The 26,788-nt window shown below is 71.9% G+C and carries 19 protein-coding genes; 8 read left to right on the forward strand and 11 right to left on the reverse strand.

The window, feature by feature from the left end; genetic code table 11:
• The gene (locus ACLJQM_RS35095) at positions 1-852 is read left to right on the forward strand and encodes a class I SAM-dependent methyltransferase (RefSeq protein ID WP_410634655.1); all 852 of its coding nucleotides are present in this window, start codon (positions 1-3) and stop codon (positions 850-852) included.
• On the opposite strand, the gene ACLJQM_RS35100 is transcribed toward ACLJQM_RS35095, so the two are convergent.
• Genes ACLJQM_RS35100 through ACLJQM_RS35125 form a run of 6 tightly spaced genes read right to left on the reverse strand, consistent with a single transcriptional unit; the run spans position 839 to position 14,186 of the window.
• On the reverse strand, positions 839-2,746 hold the full coding sequence (locus ACLJQM_RS35100; protein ID WP_360775425.1) for a TNT domain-containing protein: 1,908 nt from the start codon (positions 2,744-2,746) through the stop codon (positions 839-841). The genes ACLJQM_RS35095 and ACLJQM_RS35100 overlap by 14 nt on opposite strands.
• Before the next feature lie 35 nt (positions 2,747-2,781).
• Positions 2,782-5,823, reverse strand: a complete 3,042-nt coding sequence (locus ACLJQM_RS35105) for an ADP-ribosylglycohydrolase family protein (protein WP_410634656.1) — start codon at positions 5,821-5,823, stop codon at positions 2,782-2,784.
• A gap of 16 nt (positions 5,824-5,839) precedes the next feature.
• A complete protein-coding gene (locus ACLJQM_RS35110) occupies positions 5,840-8,083 on the reverse strand; it encodes a YrhB family protein (protein WP_247016323.1) in 2,244 nt (747 codons plus the stop codon).
• Positions 8,084-9,499, reverse strand: a complete 1,416-nt coding sequence (locus tag ACLJQM_RS35115) for a TNT domain-containing protein (protein WP_410634659.1) — start codon at positions 9,497-9,499, stop codon at positions 8,084-8,086. It abuts the gene before it with no gap.
• Positions 9,496-9,945, reverse strand: a complete 450-nt coding sequence (locus ACLJQM_RS35120) for a hypothetical protein (protein ID WP_360775434.1) — start codon at positions 9,943-9,945, stop codon at positions 9,496-9,498. Before ACLJQM_RS35120 ends, ACLJQM_RS35115 begins: the two co-directional genes overlap by 4 nt.
• The gene (locus ACLJQM_RS35125; RefSeq protein WP_410634660.1) at positions 9,945-14,186 is read right to left on the reverse strand and encodes a toxin glutamine deamidase domain-containing protein; all 4,242 of its coding nucleotides are present in this window, start codon (positions 14,184-14,186) and stop codon (positions 9,945-9,947) included. Before ACLJQM_RS35125 ends, ACLJQM_RS35120 begins: the two co-directional genes overlap by 1 nt.
• Before the next feature lie 438 nt (positions 14,187-14,624).
• Here ACLJQM_RS35125 and ACLJQM_RS35130 point away from each other — a divergent pair, with 438 nt between their 5' ends.
• From ACLJQM_RS35130 to ACLJQM_RS35140, 3 genes are all read left to right on the forward strand, one after another.
• Positions 14,625-14,789 carry a hypothetical protein gene (locus ACLJQM_RS35130; RefSeq protein WP_410634662.1) on the forward strand — a complete coding sequence of 55 codons (165 nt, stop codon included), beginning with the start codon at positions 14,625-14,627 and terminating at the stop codon, positions 14,787-14,789.
• Positions 14,790-14,840: 51 nt separating this feature from the next.
• Positions 14,841-15,548 (forward strand): hypothetical protein, encoded by a 708-nt coding sequence (locus ACLJQM_RS35135; protein WP_410634663.1) that lies wholly within the window; start codon positions 14,841-14,843, stop codon positions 15,546-15,548.
• A gap of 1,456 nt (positions 15,549-17,004) precedes the next feature.
• Entirely contained in the window at positions 17,005-17,154 is a 150-nt protein-coding gene (locus tag ACLJQM_RS35140; protein WP_247016333.1) for a hypothetical protein, read from the forward strand.
• Positions 17,155-17,429: 275 nt separating this feature from the next.
• Here the strand turns inward: ACLJQM_RS35140 and ACLJQM_RS35145 are convergent, their stop codons facing one another.
• The 3 genes from ACLJQM_RS35145 to ACLJQM_RS35155 form a co-directional block, all read right to left on the reverse strand.
• Positions 17,430-17,753: a WXG100 family type VII secretion target gene (locus ACLJQM_RS35145; RefSeq protein ID WP_360775443.1), complete on the reverse strand. Its 324-nt coding sequence runs from the start codon at positions 17,751-17,753 to the stop codon at positions 17,430-17,432.
• A complete protein-coding gene (locus ACLJQM_RS35150; protein WP_410634664.1) occupies positions 17,753-18,298 on the reverse strand; it encodes a YbaB/EbfC family nucleoid-associated protein in 546 nt (181 codons plus the stop codon). Before ACLJQM_RS35150 ends, ACLJQM_RS35145 begins: the two co-directional genes overlap by 1 nt.
• Before the next feature lie 142 nt (positions 18,299-18,440).
• Positions 18,441-19,733 carry an MFS transporter gene (locus ACLJQM_RS35155; RefSeq protein WP_360775449.1) on the reverse strand — a complete coding sequence of 431 codons (1,293 nt, stop codon included), beginning with the start codon at positions 19,731-19,733 and terminating at the stop codon, positions 18,441-18,443.
• Between the two features lie 202 nt (positions 19,734-19,935).
• Between ACLJQM_RS35155 and ACLJQM_RS35160 the strand changes: the two genes are divergently transcribed.
• Entirely contained in the window at positions 19,936-20,517 is a 582-nt protein-coding gene (locus tag ACLJQM_RS35160) for a YqgE/AlgH family protein (protein WP_247016341.1), read from the forward strand.
• On the opposite strand, the gene ACLJQM_RS35165 is transcribed toward ACLJQM_RS35160, so the two are convergent.
• Positions 20,514-20,933 (reverse strand): SdpI family protein, encoded by a 420-nt coding sequence (locus ACLJQM_RS35165; RefSeq protein WP_247016343.1) that lies wholly within the window; start codon positions 20,931-20,933, stop codon positions 20,514-20,516. The two genes, ACLJQM_RS35160 and ACLJQM_RS35165, sit on opposite strands and share 4 nt — an antisense overlap.
• Before the next feature lie 65 nt (positions 20,934-20,998).
• Here ACLJQM_RS35165 and ACLJQM_RS35170 point away from each other — a divergent pair, with 65 nt between their 5' ends.
• The 3 genes from ACLJQM_RS35170 (at position 20,999) to ACLJQM_RS35180 (ending at position 25,982) form a co-directional block, all read left to right on the forward strand.
• Positions 20,999-22,159, forward strand: a complete 1,161-nt coding sequence (locus ACLJQM_RS35170) for an esterase-like activity of phytase family protein (RefSeq protein ID WP_410634665.1) — start codon at positions 20,999-21,001, stop codon at positions 22,157-22,159.
• Positions 22,160-22,313: 154 nt separating this feature from the next.
• A complete protein-coding gene (leuS, locus tag ACLJQM_RS35175; RefSeq protein WP_410634667.1) occupies positions 22,314-25,154 on the forward strand; it encodes a leucine--tRNA ligase in 2,841 nt (946 codons plus the stop codon).
• Positions 25,155-25,244: 90 nt separating this feature from the next.
• Positions 25,245-25,982 carry a 3-oxoacyl-ACP reductase family protein gene (locus ACLJQM_RS35180; protein WP_410634669.1) on the forward strand — a complete coding sequence of 246 codons (738 nt, stop codon included), beginning with the start codon at positions 25,245-25,247 and terminating at the stop codon, positions 25,980-25,982.
• Here the strand turns inward: ACLJQM_RS35180 and ACLJQM_RS35185 are convergent.
• A complete protein-coding gene (locus tag ACLJQM_RS35185; RefSeq protein WP_410634671.1) occupies positions 25,979-26,716 on the reverse strand; it encodes a TetR/AcrR family transcriptional regulator in 738 nt (245 codons plus the stop codon). The two genes, ACLJQM_RS35180 and ACLJQM_RS35185, sit on opposite strands and share 4 nt — an antisense overlap.
• Between the last annotated feature and the right edge of the window lie 72 nt (positions 26,717-26,788).

Consider the following 26,788-nt stretch of genomic DNA (forward strand, 5'->3'; position numbering starts at 1 on the left):
ATGACCTCGATCGAGCTGCTCGCCGACGCTCTCCTCGCCCACCGCGCCGGTGACCGCGACCAGGCCGTCGAACTCGCCGCCCGGGCCGGGCGCGCCGGCTCCACGCTGGCCGACGAACTGCGGATCTACCTGGGCGGAGACGGCTCGGCGCCGGTGTACGACCAGCCGAGCGCGTTCACGACCTTCATCCGCGGCGGCGGCAACATCGGCCTGTACCGGGCCCTGAGCACCGCGCTCGCCGAGCGCTACGACGCCGAAAAGCCCGAATCGCTGCTCGACCTGGGTTGCGGCGACGGCCTCGCCGTCGTGCCCGCGCTGGAGCAGGCCGCGCACACCCCGGCGCGGATCGACCTGGTCGAACCGTCGGCCGCACTGCTCGAAGGCGTCCACGAGCGGGTGCCGTCCGCGCAGTGCTGGCAGTCGAGCGCGCAGGAGTTCCTGGCCCGCGACGACCTCGGCTGGGACTTCGTCCAGTCGACGTTCGCGCTGCAGTCCATCGAGCCGGAACAGCGCGCGGAGGTGCTTCGCACGCTGCAGCTGCGCACCGGGAAGCTGGTCATCGCCGAGTTCGACGTCCCCGAGTTCGAGGAAGGCTCGCCGGAGCACCTGCGCTCGCTCGTCGAACGCTACGAGCGCGGGGTCGCCGAGTACGGCGAAGACGCCTCCCTGGTCGCGCAGGGTTTCCTGCTGCCGGTGTTGCTCGGGATCGTCTCCGGGCAGGAGCGGACGAACTGGGAGCACCCGGCCGCGGGCTGGACCGAGCAGCTGAAGACGGCGGGCTTCACCGACGTCGACGTCACCCCGCTCGCCGACTACTGGTGGTCGCCCGCCGTCCTGATCACTGCCTGCTGAGCGAGCCCGTTTCGAGGTGCTGGGCGAGCGGGCGCGGCAGCAGGTAGGCGACCGCGCCGCCCGGCATCCCGCTCCACGGCGCCGTCACGCCGGTCAGCACCCGCACCGCCCGCTGCACCCGGTACAGCCGCTTCTCCCGCTCGCGCTCGAAGGCCAGAGCGGCCTCGACGAACCGCGTACCCGCGGCGTGCACCAGGTTGCCGGTCTCGTTGCCGAACCGGACGACCGTCGTGCCCGGGGCGAGCGTGATCAGGCGCTTGCCGCGGTAGAAGTTCAACGGCGGTTCGCCGCGCATCGGCAGGATCGGCCAGTCGGCGGGCTGGTCGGACTCCTCCGCCGGGCGCGGCGGCAGCATCAGCAGCACGCCGAGCAGGAACCGGGCCGCGTCGCCGAGCGAGCCGAACGCCACCGGCTCGTCGGACGGCGGCCGTGAGACCTCCCAGCCGTTCTCCGCGCGGCGCAGCGTCCAGACGTCCTCGGCCGGGATCTCGTTCGCGCCGATCCGGTAGGCGGCCGGGGGCACGCCGTGCTCGGAGAGCCGCTGCTGGAGCAGCTCCAGCGTCTCCGCGCCGCGCAGGTTGCGCACCTGCTCGCCGCGGGCGACGCGGGTCAGCGCGCGCTCGTCCGGCAGGTCGGCGGCGGTCTGCGCCGGCCGCGGCGTGCCGCTGACCTCCGCCTCCGCCGTCGCGCGGACGAGCTCGCCGACGAACGGCGGCCGGAAAGCGGCCGCCCGGATGTGCTCGACCAGCTCCGGCTCCGGCGGCACCCCGTACTTGCGCAGGTAGTGCGGCACGGCGGCGGGCCAGATCCAGGTGCCGTCGGTGTGGAACGCGTTCGGCACGTCCGGCTTCGCGCCCGGCACGCCGAAGATGTCCGGCAGCGGCGTCGGCCGGTGCAGCGCGACCGGCGAGCGGAACAGGTAGTCGAGCACCCCGCGGACCTGATCCGGCGGCACCGGCGGCCGGTTGACCACCGGACGCTCGCCCTCGGCGTGCGAGTCCGCGGCCCGCGCGAGGCGGAACGCGGTGTCCAGCGGGAGCCCGGCCTTCGCGGTCAGCCACGCCGGCGCGTGCTTCGGCGTGCGCGGGTAGGTCGCCAGCTCCAGCTCGTAGGCGGCGGTCGACGGGCGCCCGCCGTCGTTGGGCGGCACCCGCCAGTCCGGCTCGCGGTCGGCGTCGAAGTCGAAGTCGAACGACGACGCCGAGTCGAGCGTGAACGTGCCCTGGAACCAGGTGCCGGTCTCGGGCTGGAACATCGCCGCGCGCAGCCGCGCGAAGAGGCCGCCGAGCCGGGGCACCGCGGGCAGCGACACCGACACCGGGCCGTCCTCGTCGCCGACCGCGCGGACTTCGATCTCCGCGTAGTCGCCGACCTGCCGGAACTGCGCGCCGACCCGCGACCAGCCGCCGGGCACGGTGTGCAGCAGCGTCCGGCCGATCGCGCGCAGCAGCGCGTTCTGGTCGTCGCCGCCCGGCTGCGGCCGCGCGTCCGGCGCCTCGGTGAAGTCCAGCCGCGTCTGCCACAACGCCGTGACCTGCTTGGCCGGCACGGTGACCGAGAAGTCGGTCAGCCCCAGCTGCGCCGCGCGGACGCTGTCGTCGCGGACCCAGCGCAAGGTCAGCTCGGGCCGCTCGCCCGGAGCGACCTCGAACACCTCGCCGTCGTACTCGGCGAAGGTGCGCAGCGTGAACGTCGCCGGCACCTCGCTCGCCGGCACCACTCGCGCCGGCCGCCCGTCGTGCTCCTTGTCGAACCCGTCCGGCGCCTCTTCCTCCGGAAGCACGGACAGCAGCACGGTGCCGTCGGTGGTGGACCGCTGCGCGCGGAACGTCCCCTCGCCCCACGTCGCGTACAGGCCGTCCGGGCGTTCGGCCACCTCAACCCGGTAACGCACGTTTTGTCCTCCCCTGCCCCAGTGACCCCAGGAATCTAGTCGACCGGGTACCGAGCGAACCACCGGTCGTCACCCGGCGCACCCGGGCCGAATTCGGTGATCGCGTCGTCCGCCAGTCCGACGATGACGTCGCGGAGCTCCAGCCGCTCCAGCCAGCTCTGCCGCAGTGCTCCCTCGCCGTACATCGCGCCGACGAGGTTGCCGCAGACCGAGCCGGTCGAGTCGCTGTCCCCGCTGTGGTTGACCGACGCCAGCAACGCCGTGTCGGCGTCGGTCGTGGTGAGCGCGACGTACACCGACATCGACAACGCCGTCTCGCCGATGTTCCCCGCGCCGAGCGATTCGAGCTTCTCCGGCGTCGGCGGGCCCTGCTCCGCCAGCGCCAAGGCAGCGTCGAGTGCCGCGCTCTGCTCTTCGTGCCCCGCGTGCTTCACGAGCTCCGCCCGCGCGGTCGCGACCGCGTCGAGCAGGGGTTTTCCGTGCAGCAGTTCGTGCACGACCACCGCGAAGCACCCGGACGACAAATACCCGCTCGGGTGACCGTGGGTCAGCGCCGCGCTCTCGGCGCCGAGCCGGAACACCTCGGCGAGGTCGTCCGACCACACCGCGATCGGCGCGGCCCGCATCACGCCGCCGCAGCCCTTCGAGTTGTTGACCGGCCGCTCCACGGTGCCGCGGACGCCCGAGCGGCCGTACGCCTCGAGCTCGCCGAAGCAGGTCAGGCCCGGGGCGCGGCGGCTGAAGAGCTCCTGGTGGGTGATCAGCCAGCCGTCCGGCGCATCGAGGGCCGACTGCGGCCCGCGCGCCCGGTCCCACGCGACGCCCTGGGTGTGCAGCCAGCGCTGGTAGGCCAGCTGCAGCGAGTGCACGACGTCGGCCGAGCCGGTGCGCCGCCGCTGCGCGTGCGCGCGGATCAGCGCTTCGAGGGTGAAGAGCGTCATCTGCGTGTCGTCGGTGATCCGGCCGACGCCGCCGTACGCGGGGATGAAGTCGGTGATCCCGGCCGGCCCGGCGATCTCGCGGATCCGGTCGATCGAGTCGAACTCCGTCTTCGCGCCCAGCGCGTCGCCGATCGCCCCGGCCAGCAGGCTGCCCCGCAGTCGCGATCGCAAGTCCGGTCCCTTCGGTTTCGGGGTGAACCGGCCGCTCGGGTACCGGCGCTCCCAACGCGGGTGTTCCGCGGTCTCCGTCTGGAGGCCGTTGCGGTTGAAGTACCAGAAGACGTCGCTCGCGATGTCCTCCAGCAGCCCGAGGTCGGGCAGCGCCGAGACCCACGGCAGGCCGGGCAGGCCGACCCGGGCTCCCACCAGTGCCCCGGCGAGGGCGCCCGCGACCGGGCCGGAGCGCGCGGCGAGCGTGATCGCCGCCGCGGGGTCGTAGCCGCGCTTGGCCGCGGCGAACAGCGCGCGGCCGAGCACCGAGCGCACGCTCCGGCCGTCGCCGATGCTTTCGAGCTGGGCGACGTCGTCGGCGTCGCGGTCCTCGCGCAGCGCCAGCGTCGACGTCGCCAGGTCGCCGCCCACTTCCCGCAGGCGGACGTGCACCGGCAGCGCGAACGCCTCGCGCGTGAGCAGGGCCTGGAAGACCGCGATCAGCAGCTCGACGCCTTCGGTGACTTCGGCCCCGGCGCCGCTGCCGGTCAGCTCGCGGGCGACGTCCTTCGCGTACCGCTCGCCGTCGACGTCGGCGAGCGCGACCGCGCCGGCCGGGGTCGCGGCCAGCGCGGTGGCCAGCAGCGCGGAGAACTCCGCGGGCGGCGGGCCCGCGTGCCGGGTCGCGACGGCGAGCCAGCCGACCGGGTCCGGCTCGGGCAGCGTGGCCGGGACTTCGCCGGTCGGCACCGGCGGCAGCCCGCGCAGCACGATGTCGGTGTGGAACAGCAGGTGCCGGGTCAGCCCGCCGAGCGGCAGCGGTCCGGCCGGGTCGGCACCGCCGCCCAGCGCGTCACCGATCGCGAAGCCGACGTACGCGCCGACGATCCGGTGCCAGGCGAAGCGCCCGGCGGGCGTGCCGAAGGCGGAGAACTTGCCGAACGTCCACGGCACCGGCCGCGGGCGGCCCTCCTCGTCGACGTGCGCGATCAGGCCGTGCGCGGCCAGGTCGGCGGGCCATTCCGGGGCCTGGCCCGCGCGGCGCCGGACGCCGTTGCGGTACTGCCAGGCGAACCCGCGCAGGTACCGGACGCACTCCTCGGGCGTCAGCTCGAAGTGGTGGTCGCGGGCGTGGTTCACCGCGTACCGCAGGTGCCGTTCGAGCAGGTCGGGCGGCTCGACGCCGAACTCTCCGACCAGCGCGGGCAGCGCGTCGGCGACCGCGGGGCCGGCTTCCGGTGCGGGTTCCTCGACCCGCGGACCGCGTTCGCCGGTCGCACCCAGCTCGGCCGCGGTCAGGCTGCGGACCAGCCCGGTGCCGGGGTCGAGCGTCAGCCCGGCCGACGACGGCAGATCGCGGACGGGCACCCGCCACCGGCGCGGGTAGCGCCCGGGAACCAGCGCCGACGAGCTGTAGGCGATGACTTCGCGGGCGCCGGTGCCGGGCACCGGCCGCAGCAGCGGCTCGCCGTCCGGCAGCGGCACGAGCACTTCGCAGTCGAGCAGCGCCTGGGCGAACTCGGGACGGCTGATCCAGCCCACGGCCAGGTAGGTCAGCAGCTTGGCGGCGTCCGTCGCCGGCACCGGGAAGCCGCGCCAGACCGGGCCGGGCGTGTACTGCTCGTTGACCCGGTACTCGCCGGTCGATCGGGTCCAGCCGCGGATCGCCCGCACCGGGAGCTCCGGGAACGCCTTCTCGTCGAACTCGGGATCGACGTCGGGCCGCCACTCGGCCTCGGCGGGCGTGCTCGCCATCGACGCCTGGTCGAGCGTGACCTCGCCGCCGTCGCCGGGCACGAACAGCACCGGGGCCGGGATCAGGCCCGCGCCGACGTCGGTGCCGTCCAGGTACGCGGCGGCGTTGACCGTGAAGCGCCAGCCGTCCGGGCGGCGCGTGGTGAGCTCGTCCCGGATCCGCAGCCGGTCACCGCCCGGTCGCGTGCGCAACCACTCCCGCACGCGAGCGACGGCGTCCTGTTCTTCCATGCTCCCCATCCTCGGGCTAATGCCGCGGGTACCGCTCGATCCACGTGTCACCCTGCGCGCTCAGCGCCGAGTGCCGGTCGAAGTGCCAGTAGGCGTCCGAAGCGACGTTCTCGACCAGGTAGCGCAGCTCCAGCTGGTCGACCCACTTCTGCGGCAGCCCGGGGATCCCGGTGCGCGCGCCCAGCAGGGCGCCGGCGAGCGCACCGGTGAGCGCGCTGCGGCCGGAGTGGTTGACCGCGCGCAGCAGCGCCTGCTCCGGGTAGTTCTCGAAGCCGGACAACGCGGCGAAGGCGCGGCCGAGCACCGACAGCGTCGTCTGGCCGTCGCCGATCAGCTCCGCCATCCGCAGGTCGGGCAGCCCGTGCTCGCCGAAGAACGGCACCGACTCGGCGACCATGTCCCCGATCGCCGTCCACTCCGGGCCCTGCTGGAACTGGTTGTCCGGGTTGAGCACCTCGCGGCTGAGGTTCCAGATCGGGAAGCTGAACGCGTCCTTGGTCAGCGCGTGCTCGAACAGCCAGGTCAGGTAGGTCGCGGCGGCCAGGTCCGGCTCGGTCGGGTGGGTGACGCCGGCGAGGTCGCGCACCGCCTGGCGCGCGCCGCCGCTGAGCCCGCTGCCGGGCCCGGCCATGGTCAGCGCGGCGGGCAACGCGGGGATCAGCGCGGCCGGGCCGGTCAGCGGCGGCGCGCCCGCGGCCTCGGTCGCGAGCTGGTGGTAGGCGTTGAGCTCGGCGTCGTCGGCGTCGCGGCGGGCGTGCAGGTCCGCGACCTGGACGAGCCAGCCGTCGGCGTTCTCCATCGGCGCGCCCTGGGTGCGCAGCCAGCGCTGCAGCGCCCCGCGGACGACGCCGGGGAAGAGCTGCTCGGCTTCGCGGGACTCCGGCTGCTCGCGGTGTGGGCTGCGGACGACGGCCTCGGTGTAGAACAGCAGCCGCTGCGTCAGCGAGCCGATCCGGCCCACCTGGTCGAACGCGGGCAGCAGGTCGGTGACGCCTTCGATGCCGTACTTCGCGTGGATGTCGTGCAGCGGCACCCGGTCGACCGCGGCGCCGAGCGCTTCGCCGAGGGCGAAGCCGACGTACGCGCCCGTGACGCGCTGCCAGCCGTAGCGGAAGCCGTCGAGGTCGCGCTCGGGGTACTTGCCGAACGTGTCCAGCCGCGGCACCGTGCGCCCGGCGTTGTCGTAGGCCGGGGCCAGGCCGTTCGCGCGCAGGTCGTTGGGCTTGCTCCGCGGCGGCTCCGGCATCTGCAGCCGCTTCAGCCAGGACTCGCCGAGCACGGTCTTCGCGCACTCCTCCGCCGTCAGCTCGAAGCCGCGGCGGCGGGCCTTCTCGGCCGCCTTGAGCGGCGGCTTCACCGGGTCCGGCAGCCCCATCCGCGCCGCGGTGTCGGCGGCGACGCGGATCAGGTCCTCCTCGGCCTCCGGGCAGCGGCCGTGCACGTCGATGCGCGGCTCGTGGCGCGGGAACCGCTTGACGATCTCCGCGAGCTCGCCGCTGGAGACGTCCTCGATGGTCGTCGGGCCGCCGTTGATGACCAGGTTCGGCGGGTGCTCGAACTCGGCGAGCGTGGCGACGTCGACCTTCCACCAGCCGTGCTCGCGCGAGGGCAGGTGCCGGGTCGAGCTGAACACCTTGAGCTCGTTGCGCTCCTCGGCGAAGTAGAAGCGGTCGGTCTTGCCGGTCTCCAGGTCGAGCGGGACGAACACCTCGCAGCGGATCAGCCCGATGAGCAGCAGCTCCCGGGTCAGCCAGCCGACGCTGCCGAACGACAGCAGCGTCTCGAGGGTGTTCTCCGGCTTCGGGTAGCCGCGGCGGATCGGGCCGGCCTTGTACTCGGGGTTCTCGCGCTCTTCGCCGGTCTGGTTGCCCTCGGCGTCGACCTTCACCCAGCCCGCGACCGCCTGCAGCGGCACGCCCAGCTCACCGAGCCCGGCCTTCACGTACTCGGGGTCGACGACCTCGCGCCAGTTCTCCTGGCCGGGGAACGCCACCGGCACCGACAGCCCGCCGGGGTGCGGGTGCGCCTGCCGCAGCTCGCCGTCCGGCTCGCGGACCACGACCGACGGCGGCGGGAAGATCTCCTTCTCCGGCCGTCCCTCGTCGAGGAACGCGATGGTGTTGTAGGGCACCGACCAGCCCTCGGGGATGCGCAGGACCTTCCCGGTGTCCACCCGGAGCCCGGCGGGACCGGAGACGTCCGGACCGTGCACCGCGCGCAGCCACTGGCCGACCTTGGCAATCGCTTCCGCCGCTTCCACCTACTCGATCCTCTCCAGGCTTCCGTCGGACTCGTGCTCGGCGATCGTCTTCGGCAGCACGAAGGCCACCGCACCACCCGGCAGGTTCGCCCACGGAACCGTGATGCCGGTGATCACGTGCAGAGGGCGTCTCAGCCGGTAGCTCCGCCGTTGCCGCTCACGTTCCAGCGGCAGCGACGTCGTGGCGAACCGTACCTCCCCGTGGTGGACGAGGTTGCCGGGTTCTTCGCCGAAGCGCAGAACGACCGTACCCGCCACCAGCCGGGTGATGCGCTTGTTGCGGAGCAGGGTGAGGGGAGGCTCACCCGGAGCCGGGTGGACCGGCCAGTCGTCGAGCTCCTTGGCGGTTTCCAAGGGGGTTTCGTGGCCCGCGGTCATCCGGGCGGGGTGCAGCAGCAACGCGCCCAGCAGCTGCTGCGCGGCATCCTCCAGCCGGGTGAAGTACTTCGGCTCCCGGGCCGTTCCGCCGGCGTACGCGGCGACCTCCCAGCCGCCGGGGGTGAAGTTGAGGCACCACGTGCCGTCCGCCCGCTCCCCGACCCGGTAGGCCTCGGGCCAGACGCCGTGCTCGCCCAGCCGCTGGACCAGCACGATCAGCAGTTCTTCATCGGCCAGCTTCGGATCCGGCGTCGTCTCCAGCTCGGCGGCGACGTCCCCGGTGGTCTTCTTGACGTCGGCCCGCCCCGGCTTCGGCCGCGGCCCGCCCCGCAGATCCGCCTCGGCGGTCCGCCGCACCAGCGGCTCGACGTACGGCGGCTGGAAGTGGTGGCGCCGGATGTGCGCGACGAGGTCCGGTTCGGGCGGAACGCCGTGCTTCGCGAGCAGCAGCGGCACCGCGTCGGACCAGATCCACGTCCCGTCGCTGTGGAACCGCTGGTCGCCGTCCTCGTGCACGACGGCTTCGCGTTCGAGGTACTGCAGCACGAGCGGCACCTCGGTGTCGGTCAGCGGCGGCCGCTCGACGTCCGGGTCGCCGATCTCGGCGTGCCGGAACACCAGGCCGAGTGGAAGCTGCGCGCGCAGCCGCCACCAGTCCGGGATGTGCTCGTCGGCCCGCGGGAAGGCGGCGAGCTCGTCGGGGTAGTCGGTCGCGGCCGGCGGTTCGGTCCACACCGGGTCGTCGTCACGCGCGAAGTCGAAGTCGAAGGTGCCGTCCGGGTTGAGCGTGAACCGCGCCTGCAGCCACGTCCCGCGGTCTTCGGCGTACATCCCCTCGCGCAGTTGGGCGAAGAGCTCGCCGAGCGCGTCCGACGTCGTCGCGTTGTGGCCTTCGAGTTCGCGGTGCGCCCCGACCTGCCGGAAGTCGACGGCGGCGGGCCCGGCGGCGTCCAACCGGTGGTCGCGCAGGAGCTTTCCCAGCTGCACCAGGAGGGTGCGCTGGTCGTCGGGCGAAAGTCGTTGTTCCACGTGAATCATTGCCCCGCGTTGAAGCGGCTCGTCACCGTGAACGACGGTGCCTCACCGGCGGCGATCCGGGCGGCTTCGTCTTCCCACATCTTGAAGGTGCGCTTCTGCAACGCGTGGACCAGCGCGGTCTCCTGCTTGGTCCGGCCGCGTCCCTCCTTGAATGCTGTGCCGTTGATGCCGTTGATCGTCTCGTAGAGCGCGAAGATCGGGCCGTCGCCGGACAGGTAGTGGTTCCGCTCGATCTCGGTCTCTTGGACGAACTTCTCCTCGCTGAACGGCCCGCCGATGTTCGACTCCGTGGTCGACCAGATCAGCTCGCGGATGTGGCTGCTGTCGGCTTCGAAGAAGCCCGTTCGCAGATTGAGGATGGTGCCCTTCAACCCGCCGTCGGGCGTCGAGTCGATCCGGTAGGTCTGGGCGTAGTACTTGTAGAACCTGGGGGTCTGGAAGGCCATCAGCCGCTCTCCTCGGATGTCAGTCCCCGCCGGAACGCTTCCTCGAACCGGCCTCGGACCTGTTCGGTCAGCGCCGCGGCGAGGGCCGCCTCCTCCGGCGACAGGAGGCCTTCTCGCCCGTCCTTCCTGCTCAACGTCTCGAAGTCGCGGCGCACCTCGTAGAGCGCGTGCTCGTACGACGCCACCTCGTCGATGTGCGTGAGGTGCAGTCGCAGTTCGGCCACGTGTCCGTTCGGCAGCCGGACGTTGAGCTGCAGGTCCCGGTAACCGCTGTCCTTGGGCCCGGCCAGCCGGTCCGTGAAGTCGACGATCTGGAGCTCGGGATCATTGCGTACCGCGTCCAGTGCGCGGTACATGTCCGCCACCCGCTCGAATTGGATCTTGGCGCCGACGAGGTCGTGCAGCTGGGAGCCGTCCCAGCCGTACTTCGCGATCTTCGCCAGCGCGCGGACGTCGTCCTTCGGCTCCGGCCGGAATCCCGGGTGGCCGTCGGTCTCTCCGGCGATCCGCTCGGTGATGCGGTTGAGCGTGCCCTGCGTCTCGGGCCAGCGCTCGCGTTCCTCCGCGACCCATTGCTCGCAGTACTCCGGATCACCGGCCCGTGCCTGGTCGAAGCTGCCGTGCCGCAGCGCTTCAGGCGGGGCCACGGCGGCGATCCCAGCGACGTCCGAGGAGATCTCCGCCTGCTCCGGCGTCGGGTCGAAGGGCTCGACGCCTTGATGCTCCACGTCGTCGATGACGTGGTAGCCGCGCTCGTTCACCTCGTGGACCGCGTCCTCGAGGATCGGGATCGCCTCGGGGTGCTTGAGCAGGCTCTCGAGGGTCTTCGGGTTGTCCAGCAGCGAGCGGGTCAGGTAGTCGTTGCCCGGTTCGCTCAGGATCCGGATCAGCTCGGGGTGCTGCCCGATGTGCTCGCGGATGTAGTCCGCCGACGCGTGCCCGTCGAGCGCGGCGGCGACGTCGTCGCGGGCGAGGAACGCGTCGTGCGGCTGGGCTGTCCCGTACCCGCCGTGGTCCCCCGTGACGTGGTCGGACCCGATGTGCACCTCGTCCGGCGTGCCGACGTGCATCAGCTTGATGCTCTTCGGCGGCTGAGGCAGGTGCATGAGGTCGCCGGACTGCGGGTCGATGAACGCGACGCCGTCGCGGGTGTGCACGACCATCGCCACGTGGCCGTACTCGACGCCGTTCGGGCCGTCGTACTTCACCGCGACCACGGCGTGGTGGTCCAGCGGCCGCTCGCGCATCTCGCGGATCACGTCGTCGTAGCTGCCGCGTGCGGAGAAGGTCTCGCCGAACCGGCCCTCGAGGTGCTCGAGCGTGCCGCGGCTGGCCATTTCGTGCAGCAGGATCGGCTCGGCCGTCAGGTCGCCGCCGCGCACGCGATCCAGGTACGCCTCAGGGCCGCGTGTGCAGTTCGAGAGGTAACCGTTTTCGAGCGCGCCGGGCTCGCGGAAGCCCGGGTTGACGTCGCGCAGGTGCGGGTGCCGGTCCTGGACGTAGGCCGCGCGCTCGCTCGGCGTCGTCCCGCCGGCGTGGATGGCCGGTTCGGCGGGCGGGTTCGTCGAGCGCGCCAGCCGTGAGTAGTCCGGCCTCGGCTCGGCGGCCGGCAGCGGTTCGGCCGGCGTCTCGTCGACGGTGTCGTGGACGGTCGGCTGCTCCGGCGAAGGCGCGACGTGCGCCGGCTCGTTGAGCCCGCTGAGCCGTTCCATCATCGCGGCTTGCTTGCGACGTTCGAACTCGGCCGCGTTGTGGTCGTTCTCCGCGCGCCGCTCGGCCATCTTCTGCTGCGCGGCCTCGGGATCGAGGTAGCGCGGGTGGCCGGGCCCGATTTCTTCGGCCTCGATGACCCACTTGCGGCGGCCGTCGGGGGTGATCTCGAGACGCCGTTCGTGCACCAGCAGCTGGGTGCCGGGCGGGGAAAGCGACTCGCGCTCGCCCGGGTTCTCGGCGAGCTTCGAGATGTCGCGCAGGTTGTCCGACCGGACGTGCAGCTCGACGTCGTCGCCGAACTTCGACGTCGAGAACTCGCCGGTCTTGATCGACGCACTGGAGAACGCGGGCTCGACGACGACCCGCCCCGGCTCGTACGGCCCGGCGACCAGCTCCGCCAGGCGCGGATCGCCGCCGACGTCGATGCCGCGGAGGCTCTCCCCGGACGTGCGGGGGACCTGGTTGAGGCCGTCCAGGATCGCGCGGGTGTTCTCGTGCGCGAGGTCGAAGCCGGGGTGGTCCGGGCCGCGGCGCAGGGCCTCGTTGACGTCGTAGGCGTACTCGCCGCGGGTGTAGCCGTGCAGCGCGACGGCGCCCTCGTCGGTCAGCGGCAGCCCGGCGGCGTCCCGGCGGTCCAGCGCCCGGTCGTGGATCTGCTGGTAGATGTCCTCGTCACCGACCGCGCGGCGGATGCTCTCGTGGTCGGCCGGGGTGCCGTGGTGCTCGCCGTCGAAGAGGTAGCCCTCGTCGTGCGGGAGCCGCTCCGTCGTCGGGTTGAGCCGGTCGGAGATGCCTTCGTGGTGCGGGGGCGCGTCCCCGCCGCCGAGCGGCAGGGCGTGGACGCCGGTGGCGTCGTGCGGCAGCTCGGCGAGCCGCCCGGTGACGGGATCGGCGAAGAGCACCCCGTGCTCGGTCCGCACGGCGGCGACCAGCCGGGACTCCCCGTCAGGCGTCTCGAAGGCGACGGCCGACCGCGCGCCGACGGGACGTTCCCCGAGGTCACGGGCGACGTCGTCGAAGCTGCCCCGGCTGTGCCACTGCCCGCCGAGCTGCTCGCTGACGTGCGCGAGGCTCTGCTGCCGGGCCGGCCCGGCGACGACGTCCTCGCCGTTCATCCGTCGCTCGAAGGCGACCATCGACTCGGCGGCGTTGGTCCGGAAGCCGTTCTGGAGGCCGTCCGGGCCGTAGTGGTTGCGGGTGTTGACGTCCCCGAGCTCGGGAACGGCGTCCCGCACGAGCCGCGCGTGCTGCTGCGGCGTCTCGACGGACCCGGCGTGCAAGACGGGCGGCCCACCCGGCGTCAGCGGCTCGGCGAGCTGCGCCCAACCCCCGTCGGGCTCCCCGGTGGCCGGCGGCACCCGCTCGGGCGGAGGGCCCGCGTTGGGGTCGTCGAAGGCGGTGAGCTTCGACATGTCACCCGGGCGGAGTTCGGGGTGCTCGGCGTAAAACTGCTCGAGCTCTTCGTCGGCCTCGCGCTGGAAGCGGTCCTCGTCGGCCCGCTCGTCGGCGCGGCGCTGCTCGATGGCGTCGCGCGCCTCGTGCGCCCCGAGGTGCCCCGGCTCACCGGCCACGACCTCCTCGGCATGCACGACGTAGTGCGGCTGCCCGGGCTCGGGCTTCGGCTTGTGGTTGGGGTGCCCAGGGCCTTCCTCGACGCCGGTGATCTTGAACTGCGTCCCGGCCTTGAAGAGGACCTCGCGTTCGTGCCCGATGCTGGCCATCGACTCGACGTCGCGCCCGGTCTTGGACTGGATCCGCATCTCGACTTCACCGGGGAACTTGCTCCGCGGGTGGTCGGCGTCGATCTTCGAGGAGCTGAGGAACGAGGGCTCGGTGATGTGCGCGCCGTCGTGGAACCGCGAGACGAAGGCCTGAAGCCGCGAGAGGTTGCCGCCGAAGTCGACCCGCCGCGAGACGGTGCCGAGGTGAGGAGGAAGTTCGTTCAGCCCGGAGACGAGCGCCCCGGCCTGGGGCGCGAGGTCGATCAGTTCGGGACCGCCCATCCGCAGGGCGCGGTTGAGCGGCCCGACCATTTCGTACCGCGTGTAGGCGTGGACGGCGAAGGCCCCGTCATCGGAGATCCCGGGGTGGTGCTCGTCGCGCTTGGCCAGCGCTTCGCGGCGGACCTGTTCGTGGCGCCACTCGCCGTCTTCCAGGCTGGAGCGCCCGGAGTCCATGAAGGTGTCCTCGACCCGCCGAATGCCGGCGGGATCATCGGTGTGGAAGTCGTGGTCGGTGAGGTAGGGCTCGTCCGGCCGGGGTTGCCCGTAGTCAGCGTGTTCACCGGCGGCCGTTTCCTGTTCGTGCACCGGTTGCTCGTCGGCACGCCCTTCGTACGCGAGCGGCTCTTGTTCGCGCGGGGTCGCTTCGTCGGGACGCTGTTGCGGCGCCGGCTCTTCAGTGGCGGGCGCCTCGTGTTCGCGTGGGGACGTTTCCGCCGGGCGCTGCTCGTCGCCCGCGCGCGTTTCGTGCTCGCGCGTGGCCGAACTCGCCTCGGCGGGCCGTTGCTGCTCGTGCGGCTGCCCCACCGGACGTTCCGGCCCCGGAGCGGTTTCCCCGAGCGGCCGAGGCTGCTCAACGGGCCCCCGCGGCAAGTGCTCCGGCGGCGACCCGAACCGCGGCGGCGGCACCCGAGGATCGTGCGAAGGCATCGGCGGACGCCCACCAGGAGGAGGCGGCACAGGCGGACGCCCACCAGGATGCGGCCCAGGCCCCTGCGGCCCCCGAGTCTGATTCGGATAGCCGGCAGGCCGCGGCGCACCCTGCGGCGGCATCCGCCGCGGATCGTTCGGGTGCAACCCACCCTGCGGCGCCTGCCCCCCAGGAGGCCAAGGCCCCCGCGAATGCGACGACCCCCCATGCTGAACCGGCGGCGGCCCACCCGGCAACGGCGGCTGCCCCCCATGCAACAACCACCGCGGATCCTGAGGTGTCGGCCCACCCTGCCGAGGCGGCCCGCCCTGTCCATGCGGCGGCTGCCCACTCCGCGGAGGCTGCTGCCCACCCTGCGACGGCTGCCCACCCGCCTGAACCGGCTGCCCAACATGCGGCGGCTGACCGCCCGACTGAACCGGCTGCCCAGGGTGCTGTGGCTGGCCGTTCGGCTGGACCGGCTGCCCAGCGTGCGGTGACTGGCTACCCGGTTGCCCCGGGTACTGCGGCTGACCACCCGACTGCCCAGCGTGCTGCGGCTGGCCGTTCGGCTGAACCGGCTGCCCAGGGTGCTGCAGCTGGCCGTTCGGCTGGACCGGTTGCCCCGCGTGCGGCGGTTGCCCGCCCGGCTGAAGTGGCTGCCCCGTTCGGGGCGGTTGCCCGCCCTGCTGAACGGGCTGTCCAGCGTGCTGCGGTTGCCCACCCTGCTGAAACGGTTGCCCAGCGTGCTGCGGTTGCCCGCCCTGCTGAACGGGCTGTCCAGCGTGCGGCGGCTGGCCTCCCGACTGAGCCGGTTGCCCAGTGCGCGGCGGTTGCCCGCCCGGCTGGGCGGTTTGCCCAGTGTTGAGCGGCTGCCCGGCGTGCGGCGGTTGCCCACCCGGCTGAAGTGGCTGCCCCGCGTGCGACGGGTGGCCACCTGGCTGGACGGCTTGCCCGCCGTGCGGCGGCTGAGCGCCCGGCTGAAACGGTTGCCCACCGGGCTGGACCCCTTGCCCGCCGTGCGCTGGCTGGCTGCCCGGGTGAACAGGATGACCGCCGTTCGGGAGTTGACCCCCGCGCGGCGGCTGACCCGGCCGGCCACCACCGGGTGGCAACTGGCCTTGGCCAGCCTGCGCACCCGATTGGCCGCCGTGGGGTGGCCGACCAGGCCGTTGTCCGGCTTGCGGCCCCAACGGGGGCTGCCCACCCGGCATCATCCGGCGCGGGTCCGGCGTCCGTGGCTGGTCGCCGCCGCGTGATGGCATCGGGGTCTGCGGGGCCGGGGCGCCGGGGCGTGCCGTTCCTCCGTCGTTCGGCATGCCGGCCGGCGGGGGTGGGGGTGCGAACCCGCCCGGAGACTGTGGGGAACCGCCGCTCTGCACCGGTGCCGGGCCGGCGTCTGCCGCGAAGGGCTGGTTCTGGCCGCCGGTGAAACCCGCTGCTCCGACGTTGTCCTGCGGGCGTCCGGCGCTCTGGCGGCCGGGCTCCGGGGGCGGGGCCATGCCGTAGCCGCCCTGGGACGAACCGCCGGTCGACGACGACGGCGCCGCAGACTGGGGTTCCGCCGTCGCTCGGTGCTGCGTGGTCGGTCCGGCCGTCTGCTCGGCTGGGCTCGGGGCGCTTTCCGCGCGTTGGTGCGGCTCCCGGCCGGTCCCCGGCGCGGCATCGGATCCCGAGGTCGCTTCCGGTCGCGGCTCCTCGGCCGACGGCTGCTCCCGGCGCACCTCAGGCTCCGGACTCCGGGACTCCGGTGCGGACTCTTGTCGAGTCTCCGGCTGCTCGCTCCTTGACTGGGGTGCCGACTCAGCCCGGGACTCCGGTACGGACTCCTGCCGAGCTTCCGGCTGCTCACCGCGCGGCTGGGGTGCCGACTCAGCCCGGGACTCCGGTGCGGACTCCTGCCGAGCTTCCGGCTGCTCGCTCCGCGACTGGGGTGCCGATTCAGGCGCGGACTCGCGCCGGGACTCGGGCGTCGATTCACTCCGGGATTCAGACTGCTCGCCCCGCGACTCAGGCTCCGACTCACCCCGGGACTCGGACCGGCTCTCCGATTGCTCCCCGCGTGACTCAGGCTCCGCCCCCGACTCCCCCGACTCCCCAGAAGACCCGGACTCCCGAGAACCGGAACCCGGCCCAGTATCCGAGTCCCCACCCTCCGACCGCGGGATGTTCGCCTCGTGAACCGAGTGCAGCTGCTCCTTCGCGCCCCCGACGGCACCCCCGACCGCCCCGCTCGAAGCGCCCATCAGCAGCTGCTCCGGCGTCAACGACCCCAGATCCCCGGTAACCGCCGCCTGGCCGACCGTCTGCGCGACGCCCTCCACCGCACCACGAGCGCCCGCCCGCATCGCGGCGTCCGCGACCTGCCCGCCAGCGCTGTGCGAAAGCCCCTCGGTCGCCCCTCGCCCGATAGACCCCGAAGCCGCTCCGACGACGCCGCCGACCGCTCCCGAGATCGCCGCGTCCGACGTCTTCGACCAGTCCCAGTCCTTGCGGTCGCCCTTCGCCATCTGCAGGCCCTGGATGCCCGCGTCCATGCCGAGGTTGATGGCCTCGTTCTTGAGGACCTCCATGCCGATCTTCTTGAGACCCTGCTTGAGCAGCTTCTCCAGCAGCTCCTTCGCGACCTGCTTGAACCCCTGCTGAGCCAGCTTCTCGAGCAGCTGCCGGAACAGCATCTGCACGGTCATCCGGGTCGCGACCTGCGCCGGCGCGATGCCCGCCGTCGAACCGCCGAACGTCACCGCCGCCGCCGCGATCATCGCCGCGATCTGGGCGGCCAGGACGATCAGCGAGATGATGATCATGTACTTCGTGTACTCGACGTCCAAGGCCGTCTGGTCACACGAATCGCCCAGCGCCTGAGCCGCGTCGGCGAGCTGCTTGAAGTACGCCTCGTCGCCGTCGACGAACTTCTTCCACTGCTCGGCGAACGCGTCCGCGCCGTCGCCCGTCCAGTTTTCGGCGATGCCGGTCGCCGCCTGGTTACCCGCTTCCGACGCCGGCGCGATCGCCGAAGACGCAGTGTGCCACGCGTCCCGCAGCGCGCGCAGCTTCGTCTCGTCGCCCTCGGGCCAGCTCTCCCCGACGACGATCGGCAGCAGCCACTTGACCGCGTCGGGCATCTCCATACCCACGCGTCATTGCCCCTTGCTCAGCTGGGACGTCACGTCTTCGTCGGCCCCCGAAAGGGCCTTCATCGACTTGGCGACGTTCTGCTGCATCCCCCGCAACCCCTGCACGAGGTTGGTGAACCCCTCGACGGCGCCCTGCGCGCCGGGCACGTAGTCCTTCGCGAACTCCTTGCCGGAGTCGTCGGTCCCCCAGCACTCGCCCTGCGCGGAAAGCGCGCCCTGCAGCGCCTTGACCGCGTTGTCGAGTCCGTCCGCGGCCGTGACCAGGCCGTTCGACGCGCGCAGGACCGCGTCGGGTTCCGCGGTGAAGCCGGATCCCCCCTCCGGCATCAGTCGCCCCTCGTCATCCAGGACGACGGCGGCTCCTCGTCCACGTCGTCACGCGGCGGGCGGACGCGCTTGGGCGCGGGCTTCGGAGCGGGCATCGACGGCGGCGGCGCCTGCTCGTTGCGCAGGATCGAACCGGTGTCCTCGAACGACTCCGGACGCGGCGCGGGTGCCTCTTCCTCGACGAAGTCCGGGATCTGCGGCACCAGCCCGGCCAGCGACGGCGCGCCCTCGACCAGGTCGGCGAGGTCGGGCAGGCCTTCGGTGATCGGCGCCATCAGGTCGGCGATCTTCTGCTTGACCTGCAGCGATCCCTGCCGCACCAGTGTCTGGACGGTGTTCGCGAGCTGCGCGGGGGTCGTGCGTTCGAAGGTGGTGGGCGCGAACTCGAGCTTCGCGAGGCTGCCGCCGGCGTCGATCGTGGCGCGGACCAGGCCGTCGGGGGAGCTCACCTGCGCGGTGGTCTCGGCCGCCGCGGCCTGGGCGTCGCGCAGCTGCGCGGTCTGCCGCTCGAAGTTCTCCAGGAGGGTGTCCATCTGGTCCTTCATCGCGGCATTGCGTGCTTCGAGCCGTGCACGGTCGTCGCCCGCGGTGGTCACAGGTGCCCCCGGTGTCCCTCGAACCTACTAATGACTTCGCGTCACCCTAATGCCAATGGAGCAGTCGTCGTGACCGGTTCGGGTCTTTGCGTCAGCGAATCGCACGGCGTCGGGCCAGCGCGTAGCCGGCCCCGCCGACGAGGTAGCAGGCCGTCGCGGCGATCAGCAGACCCGGCGCGCGGCCGTCGTCCGGCACGAACAGCGCGCCCAGCGAAACCGCCGCCACCTGCGTGATGTTGAAAAGCGTGTCGTACAGCGCGAACACCCGGCCGCGCGCTTCGTCGGCGACGTCGAGCTGGATCGACGAGTCGACGCAGAGCTTGAGCACCTGCCCCGCCCCGGTGATCACGAACGACGCGAGCAGCGCCAGCGGCAGCAGCATCGGCAGGCCCAGCGCGGACTGCGCGATCGCGGCCAGCACCAGCGAGCCGAGCACCGCGCGCAGCCGGCCGAACTTGCGGATGATCCGCGCCGTCAGCAGCCCGGCCAGCAGGAGACCGGCGCCGGCGAGCGCGGCCATCTGCCCCAGGCCGGGCAGGCCGGCGCGCAGGATCCCGTGGTCGGTGAAGTAGTTGCGCATCAGCAGCACGGTGACCAGCAGCGACACCCCGAAAGACGCCCGGTGCGCGAACAGCGCGATGAACCCGGCCGTCACGCTGGGCGCGCGCCAGGCGTGCCGGGCGCCGTCGGCCAGCCCGCGCGCGACGGCCAGCACCGGGTTCGGCGGCTCGTCGACCACGGACGGCCCGAGCACGCCGCGGACGAACCCGCGCGCGATGAACGCCGAGACCAGCGTGCCGAGGACGGCGAACGCCGTGGTCTCGGCCGAGCCGACGTCGTTGCTGCCGAACAGCGCCCGCAGGCCGATCGCGCAGCCACCACCGATCACGGCGACCACCGAGCCGAGCGTCGTGGCGAAGGCGTTCGCCGTCACCACGCTCTCCGCGCGCACGACGTGCGGCAGCGACGCCGAAAGCCCCGAGCCGATGAAGCGGGAGATGCCCTCCGCGGCCAGTGCCAGCGAAAACAGGCCGAGCCCGCCGAACCCGAGCCCGACGGCGGCGGACGCGGCCACGATCGCCAGGCCCCGGAGGAGGTTCGCGAAGATGAGCACGCGACGGCGGTCCCACCGGTCCAGCAGCGCACCCGCGAAGGGCCCGACGACGGAGTACGGCAGCAGCAGCGCGGCGAACCCGCCCGCGATGGCCAGCGGGTCGGCGGCGCGCTCGGGGTTGAACAGGACGGCCCCGGCGAGGCCGGCGCGGAAGACGCCGTCACCCCAGCTCGCGGCGAAGCGGGTGAAGAGGAGGCGGCGGAAGTCGGGGTCCTTGAACAGCTCCCGGGGGCCTTGTCGTGCGGTCGCCGCACCGGTGCTGATCGTCACGGAGCCAGCGTAGTAGGTGGCCGGCGCACTGAGGTCGCCTCTCGGCGGCTATGCGCAGTGTGGCTCCAGCCGGACGGTATTCCACAAAGGCGGTTCTTCAGTGAGCCCGGGGGACACGGAGTGCGCCGACCACTGTTTCAAACGAGGCTGCTGGGGCGATTGTTCCCGAGCCGAAGTAATTCGCCGGGCCGAAGGTGAGATCATGGGTCGCGTGCCAGCGGACGCCGAGGTTGAGCCGGGAACGCTCCTGGTCGCCGCCCCCACGATGGTCGACCCCAACTTCAAGCGGACCGTGGTGTTCGTCATCGATCACCGGGACGAGGGCACCCTCGGCGTGGTCCTGAACCGGCCGAGCGACGTCGCCGTGCACGACGTGCTGCCCAACTGGGGTGGGCACGTCGCCGAGCCCCAGGCGGTGTTCGTCGGCGGCCCGGTCGAGAAGAAGACGGCGTTGTGCCTGGCCGCGCTGCGCACCGGCGAGACGGCGGCGAGCGTGCCGGGCGTGATCGCGGTCCGCGGGCCGGTCGCGCTCGTCGACCTGGACACCGATCCCGAGGTGCTGGTGCCGAAGGTCCGCGGCGTACGTGTCTTCGCCGGCTACGCGGGCTGGGACTCGGGTCAGCTGGCGGGCGAGATCGAGCGCGACGACTGGGTCATCGTGCCCGCGCTGCCGAGCGACATCCTGGCCTCGCCCAACGGCGACCTGTGGAGCCAGGTGCTGCGCCGCCAGGGCATCCCGCTCGCACTACTGGCCACCCACCCCGGTGACCTGCAGCGGAACTAGGCGTCTTCCTTCTTGAAGACGCCGCAGCCGCCGGCACCGCACGCGCAGCCGCTGCACCCGGCGGGCGCCGCCGGGGCCGGCGGGGGCACGGTCAGCGCGGCCCGGTTGCCGAGCACGCCACCGCCCATCACCAGCAGGAGCATCGCGAGCACGCCCGCGAGCGCGGCGGAGATCAGGCCGCCCGTCGTCGGCATCGCCAGCCCGGCCAGCCCGGTGAGCACCGCGATCGCGCCCCCGGCCATGGTCGGCAGGCCCGCGACGCGGTTGGCCAGCTTGAACGCCTCTTCGCTGCGCAGCGCCGCCTGCGTGCGCACCCCGGTGCCGCCTTCGCGCGTCAAGCGCTCGCGGAACCCGAGGAACCCACCAAAACCGACGAGCAGACCCAGCACGACCGGAACCAGCGCGATAGCGAACACGGGTCAAGGATAAGCGTGACGTCCCGGCAACCTGCCGGATACCCTGATCGACTGTGCTACAGGCCATGTCACCGCGTGTACTGCCCACCGTCCTGACCGCTGCCCTGATCGGGGGAATCCTCGCCGCCGCGCCGGCGAGTGCCACCGAGAGTCACCAGCGACCCGTCCGGTTGCTCGGCGAGCGGATCGTCCCCAACGCCTTGGCGTTCCAGGGCACGACGGTCGGCGGCCTGTCCAGCATCGACTACGACCCGCGGACCGGCGGCTACGCGCTGATCTGCGACGACCGGTCGGCGATCAACCCCGCCCGCTTCTACACCGCGACCTTCCCGGTGTCGGCGAATGGCGTCGGCCCGGTCACCTTCACCGGCACGAAGCCGCTGCTGCGCCCCGACGGCACGCCGTACCCGCCGCTCGCGCGGAACGACCCCTCGAAGCCGCAGAACGAGCAGACGATCGACCCCGAGGAGCTGCGCGTCGACCCGTGGACCGGCGACTACTACTGGTCGCAGGAGGGCGAGCGCACCGCCACGACGTTGATCGACCCGTCGATCCGCGAGGCGCACCGCGACGGGAAGTACGTCCGCGACCTGCCGATCCCCGCGAACGAGAAGATGACGCCGACGGCGGGCCCGCGGCAGAACCTGGTGCTCGAGGGCATCACCTTCACCGGCTTCGGCTCGCTGCTGGCCAGCGAGGTCGAGGGCCCGCTCCTGCAGGACGGTCCCGAACCGACGACGAGCACCGGTGCGCTCTCGCGGATCACCCTGCAGTCGCGGTTCGGCCCGGTGCTGGCGCAGTACGCGTACCCGCAGGAGCCGATTTTCGCGTCACCGGTGCCCGCCGGCGCGTTCGCGACCACCGGCGTCTCCTCGATGCTGGCCGTCGACCAGGCCGACCCGACGAAGTTCCTGATGATGGAGCGCTCGTTCGTCACCGGCGTCGGCAACAAGGTGCGCGTCTACGAGATCGACACGAAGGGCGCGACGAACGTCCTGAACGTCCGGTCCCTGGCCGACGCCAAGCACGTCAAGCCGGTCAAGAAGCGGTTCCTGTTCGACGCCGCCGACCTCGGCTTGTCCACTGTGGACAACCTGGAGGGCATGACCTGGGGCCCGAAGCTGCCCGGCGGCGAGCGCAGCTTGATCATCGTCAGCGACAACAACTTCTCGGCCACGCAGGTCACCCAGTTCGCCGCACTGGCGGTCCCCTCGGAACGGCTTTGACCAGCAAGTTACGATGAACGCATGAACACGGCTCGGCTGCTCCTTAGCCTGCCGCGCTGACCGGGCCCGGCCCGGCCGGCGCGGCGACCCCTCATGCCCTGGTGGCTGAGGGGTCGAGTTGTTTCTGGAGTAGCTCCCACGGAGGAAGACGGCGATGACCGAGACAACAGGGACCGACGTCCCGGCGCACCGGTACACGGCCGCGCTGGCGGGTCAGATCGAGCAGCGCTGGCAGGACCACTGGGCCGACCAGGGCACCTTCCACGCGCCCAACCCCGTCGGGCCGCTCGCCGTCGAGGGGCAGCCGGTGCCCAGCGACAAGCTGTTCGTCCAGGACATGTTCCCGTACCCGTCGGGCTCCGGCCTGCACGTCGGACACCCGCTGGGCTTCATCAGCACCGACGTCTTCGCCCGGTACCACCGGATGATCGGGCGCAACGTGCTGCACACGATGGGCTTCGACGCGTTCGGCCTGCCGGCCGAGCAGTACGCGGTCCAGACCGGGCAGCACCCGCGCAAGACGACCGAGGAGAACATCCGGACCTACCTGCGCCAGATCCGGCGCCTGGGCCTGGGCCACGACGAACGCCGTCGCATCTCCACGATCGACCCCGAGTACTACCGCTGGACGCAGTGGATCTTCCTGCGCATCTTCAACTCCTGGTACGACGCCGAAGCGGGCAAGGCCCGGCCGATCGCCGAGCTGGAAGCCGCGTTCGCCGACGGCTCGCGCCCGGTGCCCGGTGGCGGCGACTGGACGTCGCTGAGCGCGCTGGAGCGCAAGAAGATCATCGACGACCACCGGCTGGTCTACATCTCCGAAGCGCCGGTCAACTGGTGCCCGGGGCTGGGCACGGTGCTGTCGAACGAAGAGGTCACCACCGACGGCCGCAGCGAGCGCGGCAACTTCCCCGTCTTCCGCCGCAACCTGCGGCAGTGGATGATGCGGATCACCGCGTACGCCGACCGCCTGGTCGACGACCTGGACCTGCTGGACTGGCCGGAGAAGGTCAAGTCCATGCAGCGGAACTGGATCGGCCGCTCGCACGGCGCGCGCGTCACGTTCAAGTCCGGCGAAGACGCGATCGAGGTCTTCACGACCCGCCCGGACACGCTGTTCGGCGCGACCTACGTGGTGCTGGCGCCGGAACACCCGCTGGTCGACAAGCTGACGTCGGCTTCGTGGGCCGAGGACGTCGATCCTCGCTGGACCGGCGGCGCGGCGACGCCCGCCGACGCCATCAAGGAGTACCGCGTCGCGGCGTCGCGGAAGTCCGAGCTGGACCGGCAGGAGAACAAGGAGAAGACCGGCGTCTTCACCGGCGCGTACGCGACGAACCCGGTCAACGACAAGCAGATCCCGATCTTCGTCGCCGACTACGTCCTGATGGGCTACGGCACCGGCGCGATCATGGCCGTCCCCGGCCAGGACGTCCGCGACTGGGAGTTCGCCGAGAAGTTCGGTCTGGAGATCATCCGGACCGTGCAGCCGTCGGAAGGCTTCGACGGCAAGGCGTTCACCGGTGACGGCCCGGCGATCAACTCGGGCTTCTTGGACGGCATGGACGTCGCCGAGGCCAAGAAGACGATCATCGACTGGCTGGCCGAAAAGGGTGCCGGCACCGGGACCGTGCAGTACAAGCTGCGCGACTGGCTGTTCTCGCGCCAGCGCTACTGGGGCGAGCCGTTCCCGGTCGTCTACGACGAAGACGGCGAAGTGCACGCCGTCCCCGAGTCGATGCTGCCGATCGAGCTGCCCGAGGTCGCCGACTACTCGCCGGTGACGTTCGACCCCGAGGACCGCGACTCGATGCCGTCGTCGCCACTGGCGCGCGCGACCGACTGGGTCGAGGTCGAGCTGGACCTGGGCGACGGGCCCAAGACGTACCGCCGCGACATCAACACGATGCCGAACTGGGCGGGTTCGTGCTGGTACCAGCTGCGCTACCTGGACCCGACGAACTCGGAGACGTTCTGCGCGCCCGAAAACGAGCAGTACTGGATGGGGCCGCGCCCCGGCGAGTACGGCGCGGACGACACCGGCGGCGTCGACCTGTACGTCGGGGGCGTCGAGCACGCGGTGCTGCACCTGCTGTACTCGCGCTTCTGGCACAAGGTGCTGTACGACCTGGGCCACGTGACGTCCAAGGAGCCGTACCGGAAGCTGTTCAACCAGGGCTACATCGAGGCGTACGCCTACACCGACGCGCGGGGTGTCTACGTCCCGGCCGAGCAGGTCGAGGAGCGCGACGGGAAGTACTTCTTCAACGACGAAGAGGTCACCCAGGAGTACGGCAAGATGGGCAAGAGCCTGAAGAACGTCGTCACGCCGGACGAGATGGCCGAGAACTACGGCGCCGACACGTTCCGGTTCTACGAGATGGCGATGGGCCCGCTGGCGATGTCGCGCCCGTGGGCGACCAAGGACGTCGTGGGCGCGCACCGGTTCCTGCAGCGGCTGTGGCGCCTGGTCGTCGACGAGACGACCGGCGAGCTGCGGGTGTCCACAGAGGACGCTTCGGAGGCGGACCGCAAGGTGCTGCACAAGACCATCGCGGGCGTCCGCGAGGACTACGCGGAAATGCGGTTCAACACGGCCGGCGCGAAGCTGATCGAGCTGAACAACCACGTCACCAAGGTGTACGGCGCGACCGCGTCGACGCCGCGTGAGCTGGCCGAGCCGCTGGTGCTGATGCTGGCGCCGCTGGCCCCGCACCTGGCGGAGGAGCTGTGGCACCGGCTGGGCCACGTCGATTCACTGGTGCAGGGCCCGTTCCCGGTGGTGGACGAGAAGTACCTGGTCGAGGACTCGGTCGAGTACCCGATCCAGGTCAACGGCAAGGTCCGCTCGCGGGTCACGGTGCCGGCTTCCGCGTCGCCGGACGAGGTCCAGGCCGCGGCGCTGGCGGACGAGAAGGTGGCGTCGATGGTCGGCGACGGCGCGCCGCGCAAGGTGATCGTGGTGCCGGGGCGGCTGGTCAACATCGTCCTGTAGCGCCACGGCGGAAAGCCGCCGGTGCTCCTCGCCGGTTCTCGATTTGATTGAACGGTCAAGGAAAACCGTTCGAGCGAAGGAGAACCGGGGATGACCCTCGACGGCAAGGTGGCGCTGGTGACGGGCGGCAGCCGAGGCATCGGCGCGGCCACGGCACTGCGGCTCGCCGAGGACGGCGCCGACGTCGCGCTGACCTACGTGAACAACGCCGCGCGGGCGGCCGAGGTGGTCGAGCAGATCAAGAACCTCGGCCGTCGCGCGCTGGCGATCCAGGCGGACTCGGCGGACGTTTCCGCGGTTTCGGCCGCCGTTTCGGCTGTGGTGGCGGAATTCGGCCGGCTCGACGTGCTGGTGAACAACGCGGGCGTCGGGTTCGTGGGCGCGTTCGCCGAAACCTCGTTGGAGGACGTCGACCGCGTGCTGGCGGTGAACGTCCGCGGCGTCTTCGCGGTGACCCAGGCCGCGGCCGGCGTCCTGAGCGACGGCGGCCGCGTGATCACGATCGGCAGCTGCGTCACCGACCGCGTGCCCGGCCCGGGCATGGCGCTGTACGCGACCAGCAAGGCGGCGATGGTCGGCCTGACCAAGGCGTTGGCACGCGAACTCGGCCCGCGCGGCATCACGGTCAACCTGGTCCACCCCGGCCCGACGGACACGGAAATGAACCCGGCCGACGGCCCGTACGCGGCCGACCAGCGGGCGTTGACGGCGTTCGACCGCTACGGCACACCGTCCGAGGTGGCGGCCGCCGTCGCGCACCTGGCTTCTCCCGATGCCGGGTACGTGACGGCGTCGGTGCTGTCGGTGGACGGCGGCCACGCGGCCTAACCGGAGTAGAGCCCGATCTCCCGGGCGAGGTCGATGAGCATCGCCTCGAACAGGACGTCCGGCTTGGACATCGGGATCGGGTAGTTGCCGAAGACCTCGAGCGTGACGTGCCCGTAGAGCCGGGCCCAGAACTGGATCATCAGGTACGTCACGCCGAGGTCGATCTTCTCCACCGGCACGCCCTGGTCGGACTCGACGAGCACGGTGACCAGCGATTCCTGGAACGTCTTGAGGTCGTCCCGCAGCTCGTCGGGCACCCCGCTGGCCGACGGGAGAACGATGTCGTGCCGCGCGAGCACTCGCCCCGCGGCGGCCAGGAAGATCCGCCCGAAGGGCTCGTCGACCCGGCTCAGCGCACTCCCGGCCGTCGACCCCACCCCGCCGGTCGGCGAGGCGAAGACGAGGGTGAATTCCTTCGTGTGGGTGAGCGCCCACCGCCGGAACCCCTTGCAGATGGCGAACAGCTGCAGCATCCCGTCGTCCGGCAGCTCGGCGATCTCCTCGGCGAGCTCGTCCGCCAGATCGGCGCAGACGTCCAGCCGCAGGTTCCCGACGAGATCATCCCGCGACTCGTAGTACCGGTAGAGCGCAGGCGCGGTGATCCCCAGCTCCCGAGCGATGGCGCGCAGGGTGACCGCCTCCGGCCCCTGCTCGACGAGCAGCCTCCGGGCAGTCCGCCGGATGTCCTGTTCGGTAGCCGCACGCGCGCGACCCCTGCGGGTGGGGTGGCTCATCCGAACAGTCTAGGTGCTTACTACGACAAGTCTTGCATTAACGCGATGTCCGTCGTAACGAAAAGGTGCAGC

This window comes from Amycolatopsis sp. cmx-4-83, assembly GCF_046548815.1.
Taxonomy (GTDB): domain Bacteria; phylum Actinomycetota; class Actinomycetes; order Mycobacteriales; family Pseudonocardiaceae; genus Amycolatopsis; species Amycolatopsis pretoriensis_A.

Bases quoted from the DNA above. Each gene is read 5' to 3' on its own strand.
- ACLJQM_RS35095 (WP_410634655.1), top strand. From the start codon at position 1: ATGACCTCGATCGAGCTGCTCGCCGACGCTCTCCTCGCCCACCGCGCC.
- ACLJQM_RS35105 (WP_410634656.1), bottom strand. From the start codon at position 5,823: ATGGAAGAACAGGACGCCGTCGCTCGCGTGCGGGAGTGGTTGCGCACG.
- ACLJQM_RS35115 (WP_410634659.1), bottom strand. From the start codon at position 9,499: ATGATTCACGTGGAACAACGACTTTCGCCCGACGACCAGCGCACCCTC.
- ACLJQM_RS35120 (WP_360775434.1), bottom strand. From the start codon at position 9,945: ATGGCCTTCCAGACCCCCAGGTTCTACAAGTACTACGCCCAGACCTAC.
- ACLJQM_RS35130 (WP_410634662.1), top strand. From the start codon at position 14,625: ATGCGGCGGCTGCCCACTCCGCGGAGGCTGCTGCCCACCCTGCGACGG.
- ACLJQM_RS35140 (WP_247016333.1), top strand. From the start codon at position 17,005: ATGCCCGCCGTCGAACCGCCGAACGTCACCGCCGCCGCCGCGATCATC.
- ACLJQM_RS35145 (WP_360775443.1), bottom strand. From the start codon at position 17,753: ATGCCGGAGGGGGGATCCGGCTTCACCGCGGAACCCGACGCGGTCCTG.
- ACLJQM_RS35150 (WP_410634664.1), bottom strand. From the start codon at position 18,298: ATGAAGGACCAGATGGACACCCTCCTGGAGAACTTCGAGCGGCAGACC.
- ACLJQM_RS35160 (WP_247016341.1), top strand. From the start codon at position 19,936: ATGGGTCGCGTGCCAGCGGACGCCGAGGTTGAGCCGGGAACGCTCCTG.
- ACLJQM_RS35170 (WP_410634665.1), top strand. From the start codon at position 20,999: ATGTCACCGCGTGTACTGCCCACCGTCCTGACCGCTGCCCTGATCGGG.
- leuS (WP_410634667.1), top strand. From the start codon at position 22,314: ATGACCGAGACAACAGGGACCGACGTCCCGGCGCACCGGTACACGGCC.
- ACLJQM_RS35180 (WP_410634669.1), top strand. From the start codon at position 25,245: ATGACCCTCGACGGCAAGGTGGCGCTGGTGACGGGCGGCAGCCGAGGC.
- ACLJQM_RS35185 (WP_410634671.1), bottom strand. From the start codon at position 26,716: ATGAGCCACCCCACCCGCAGGGGTCGCGCGCGTGCGGCTACCGAACAG.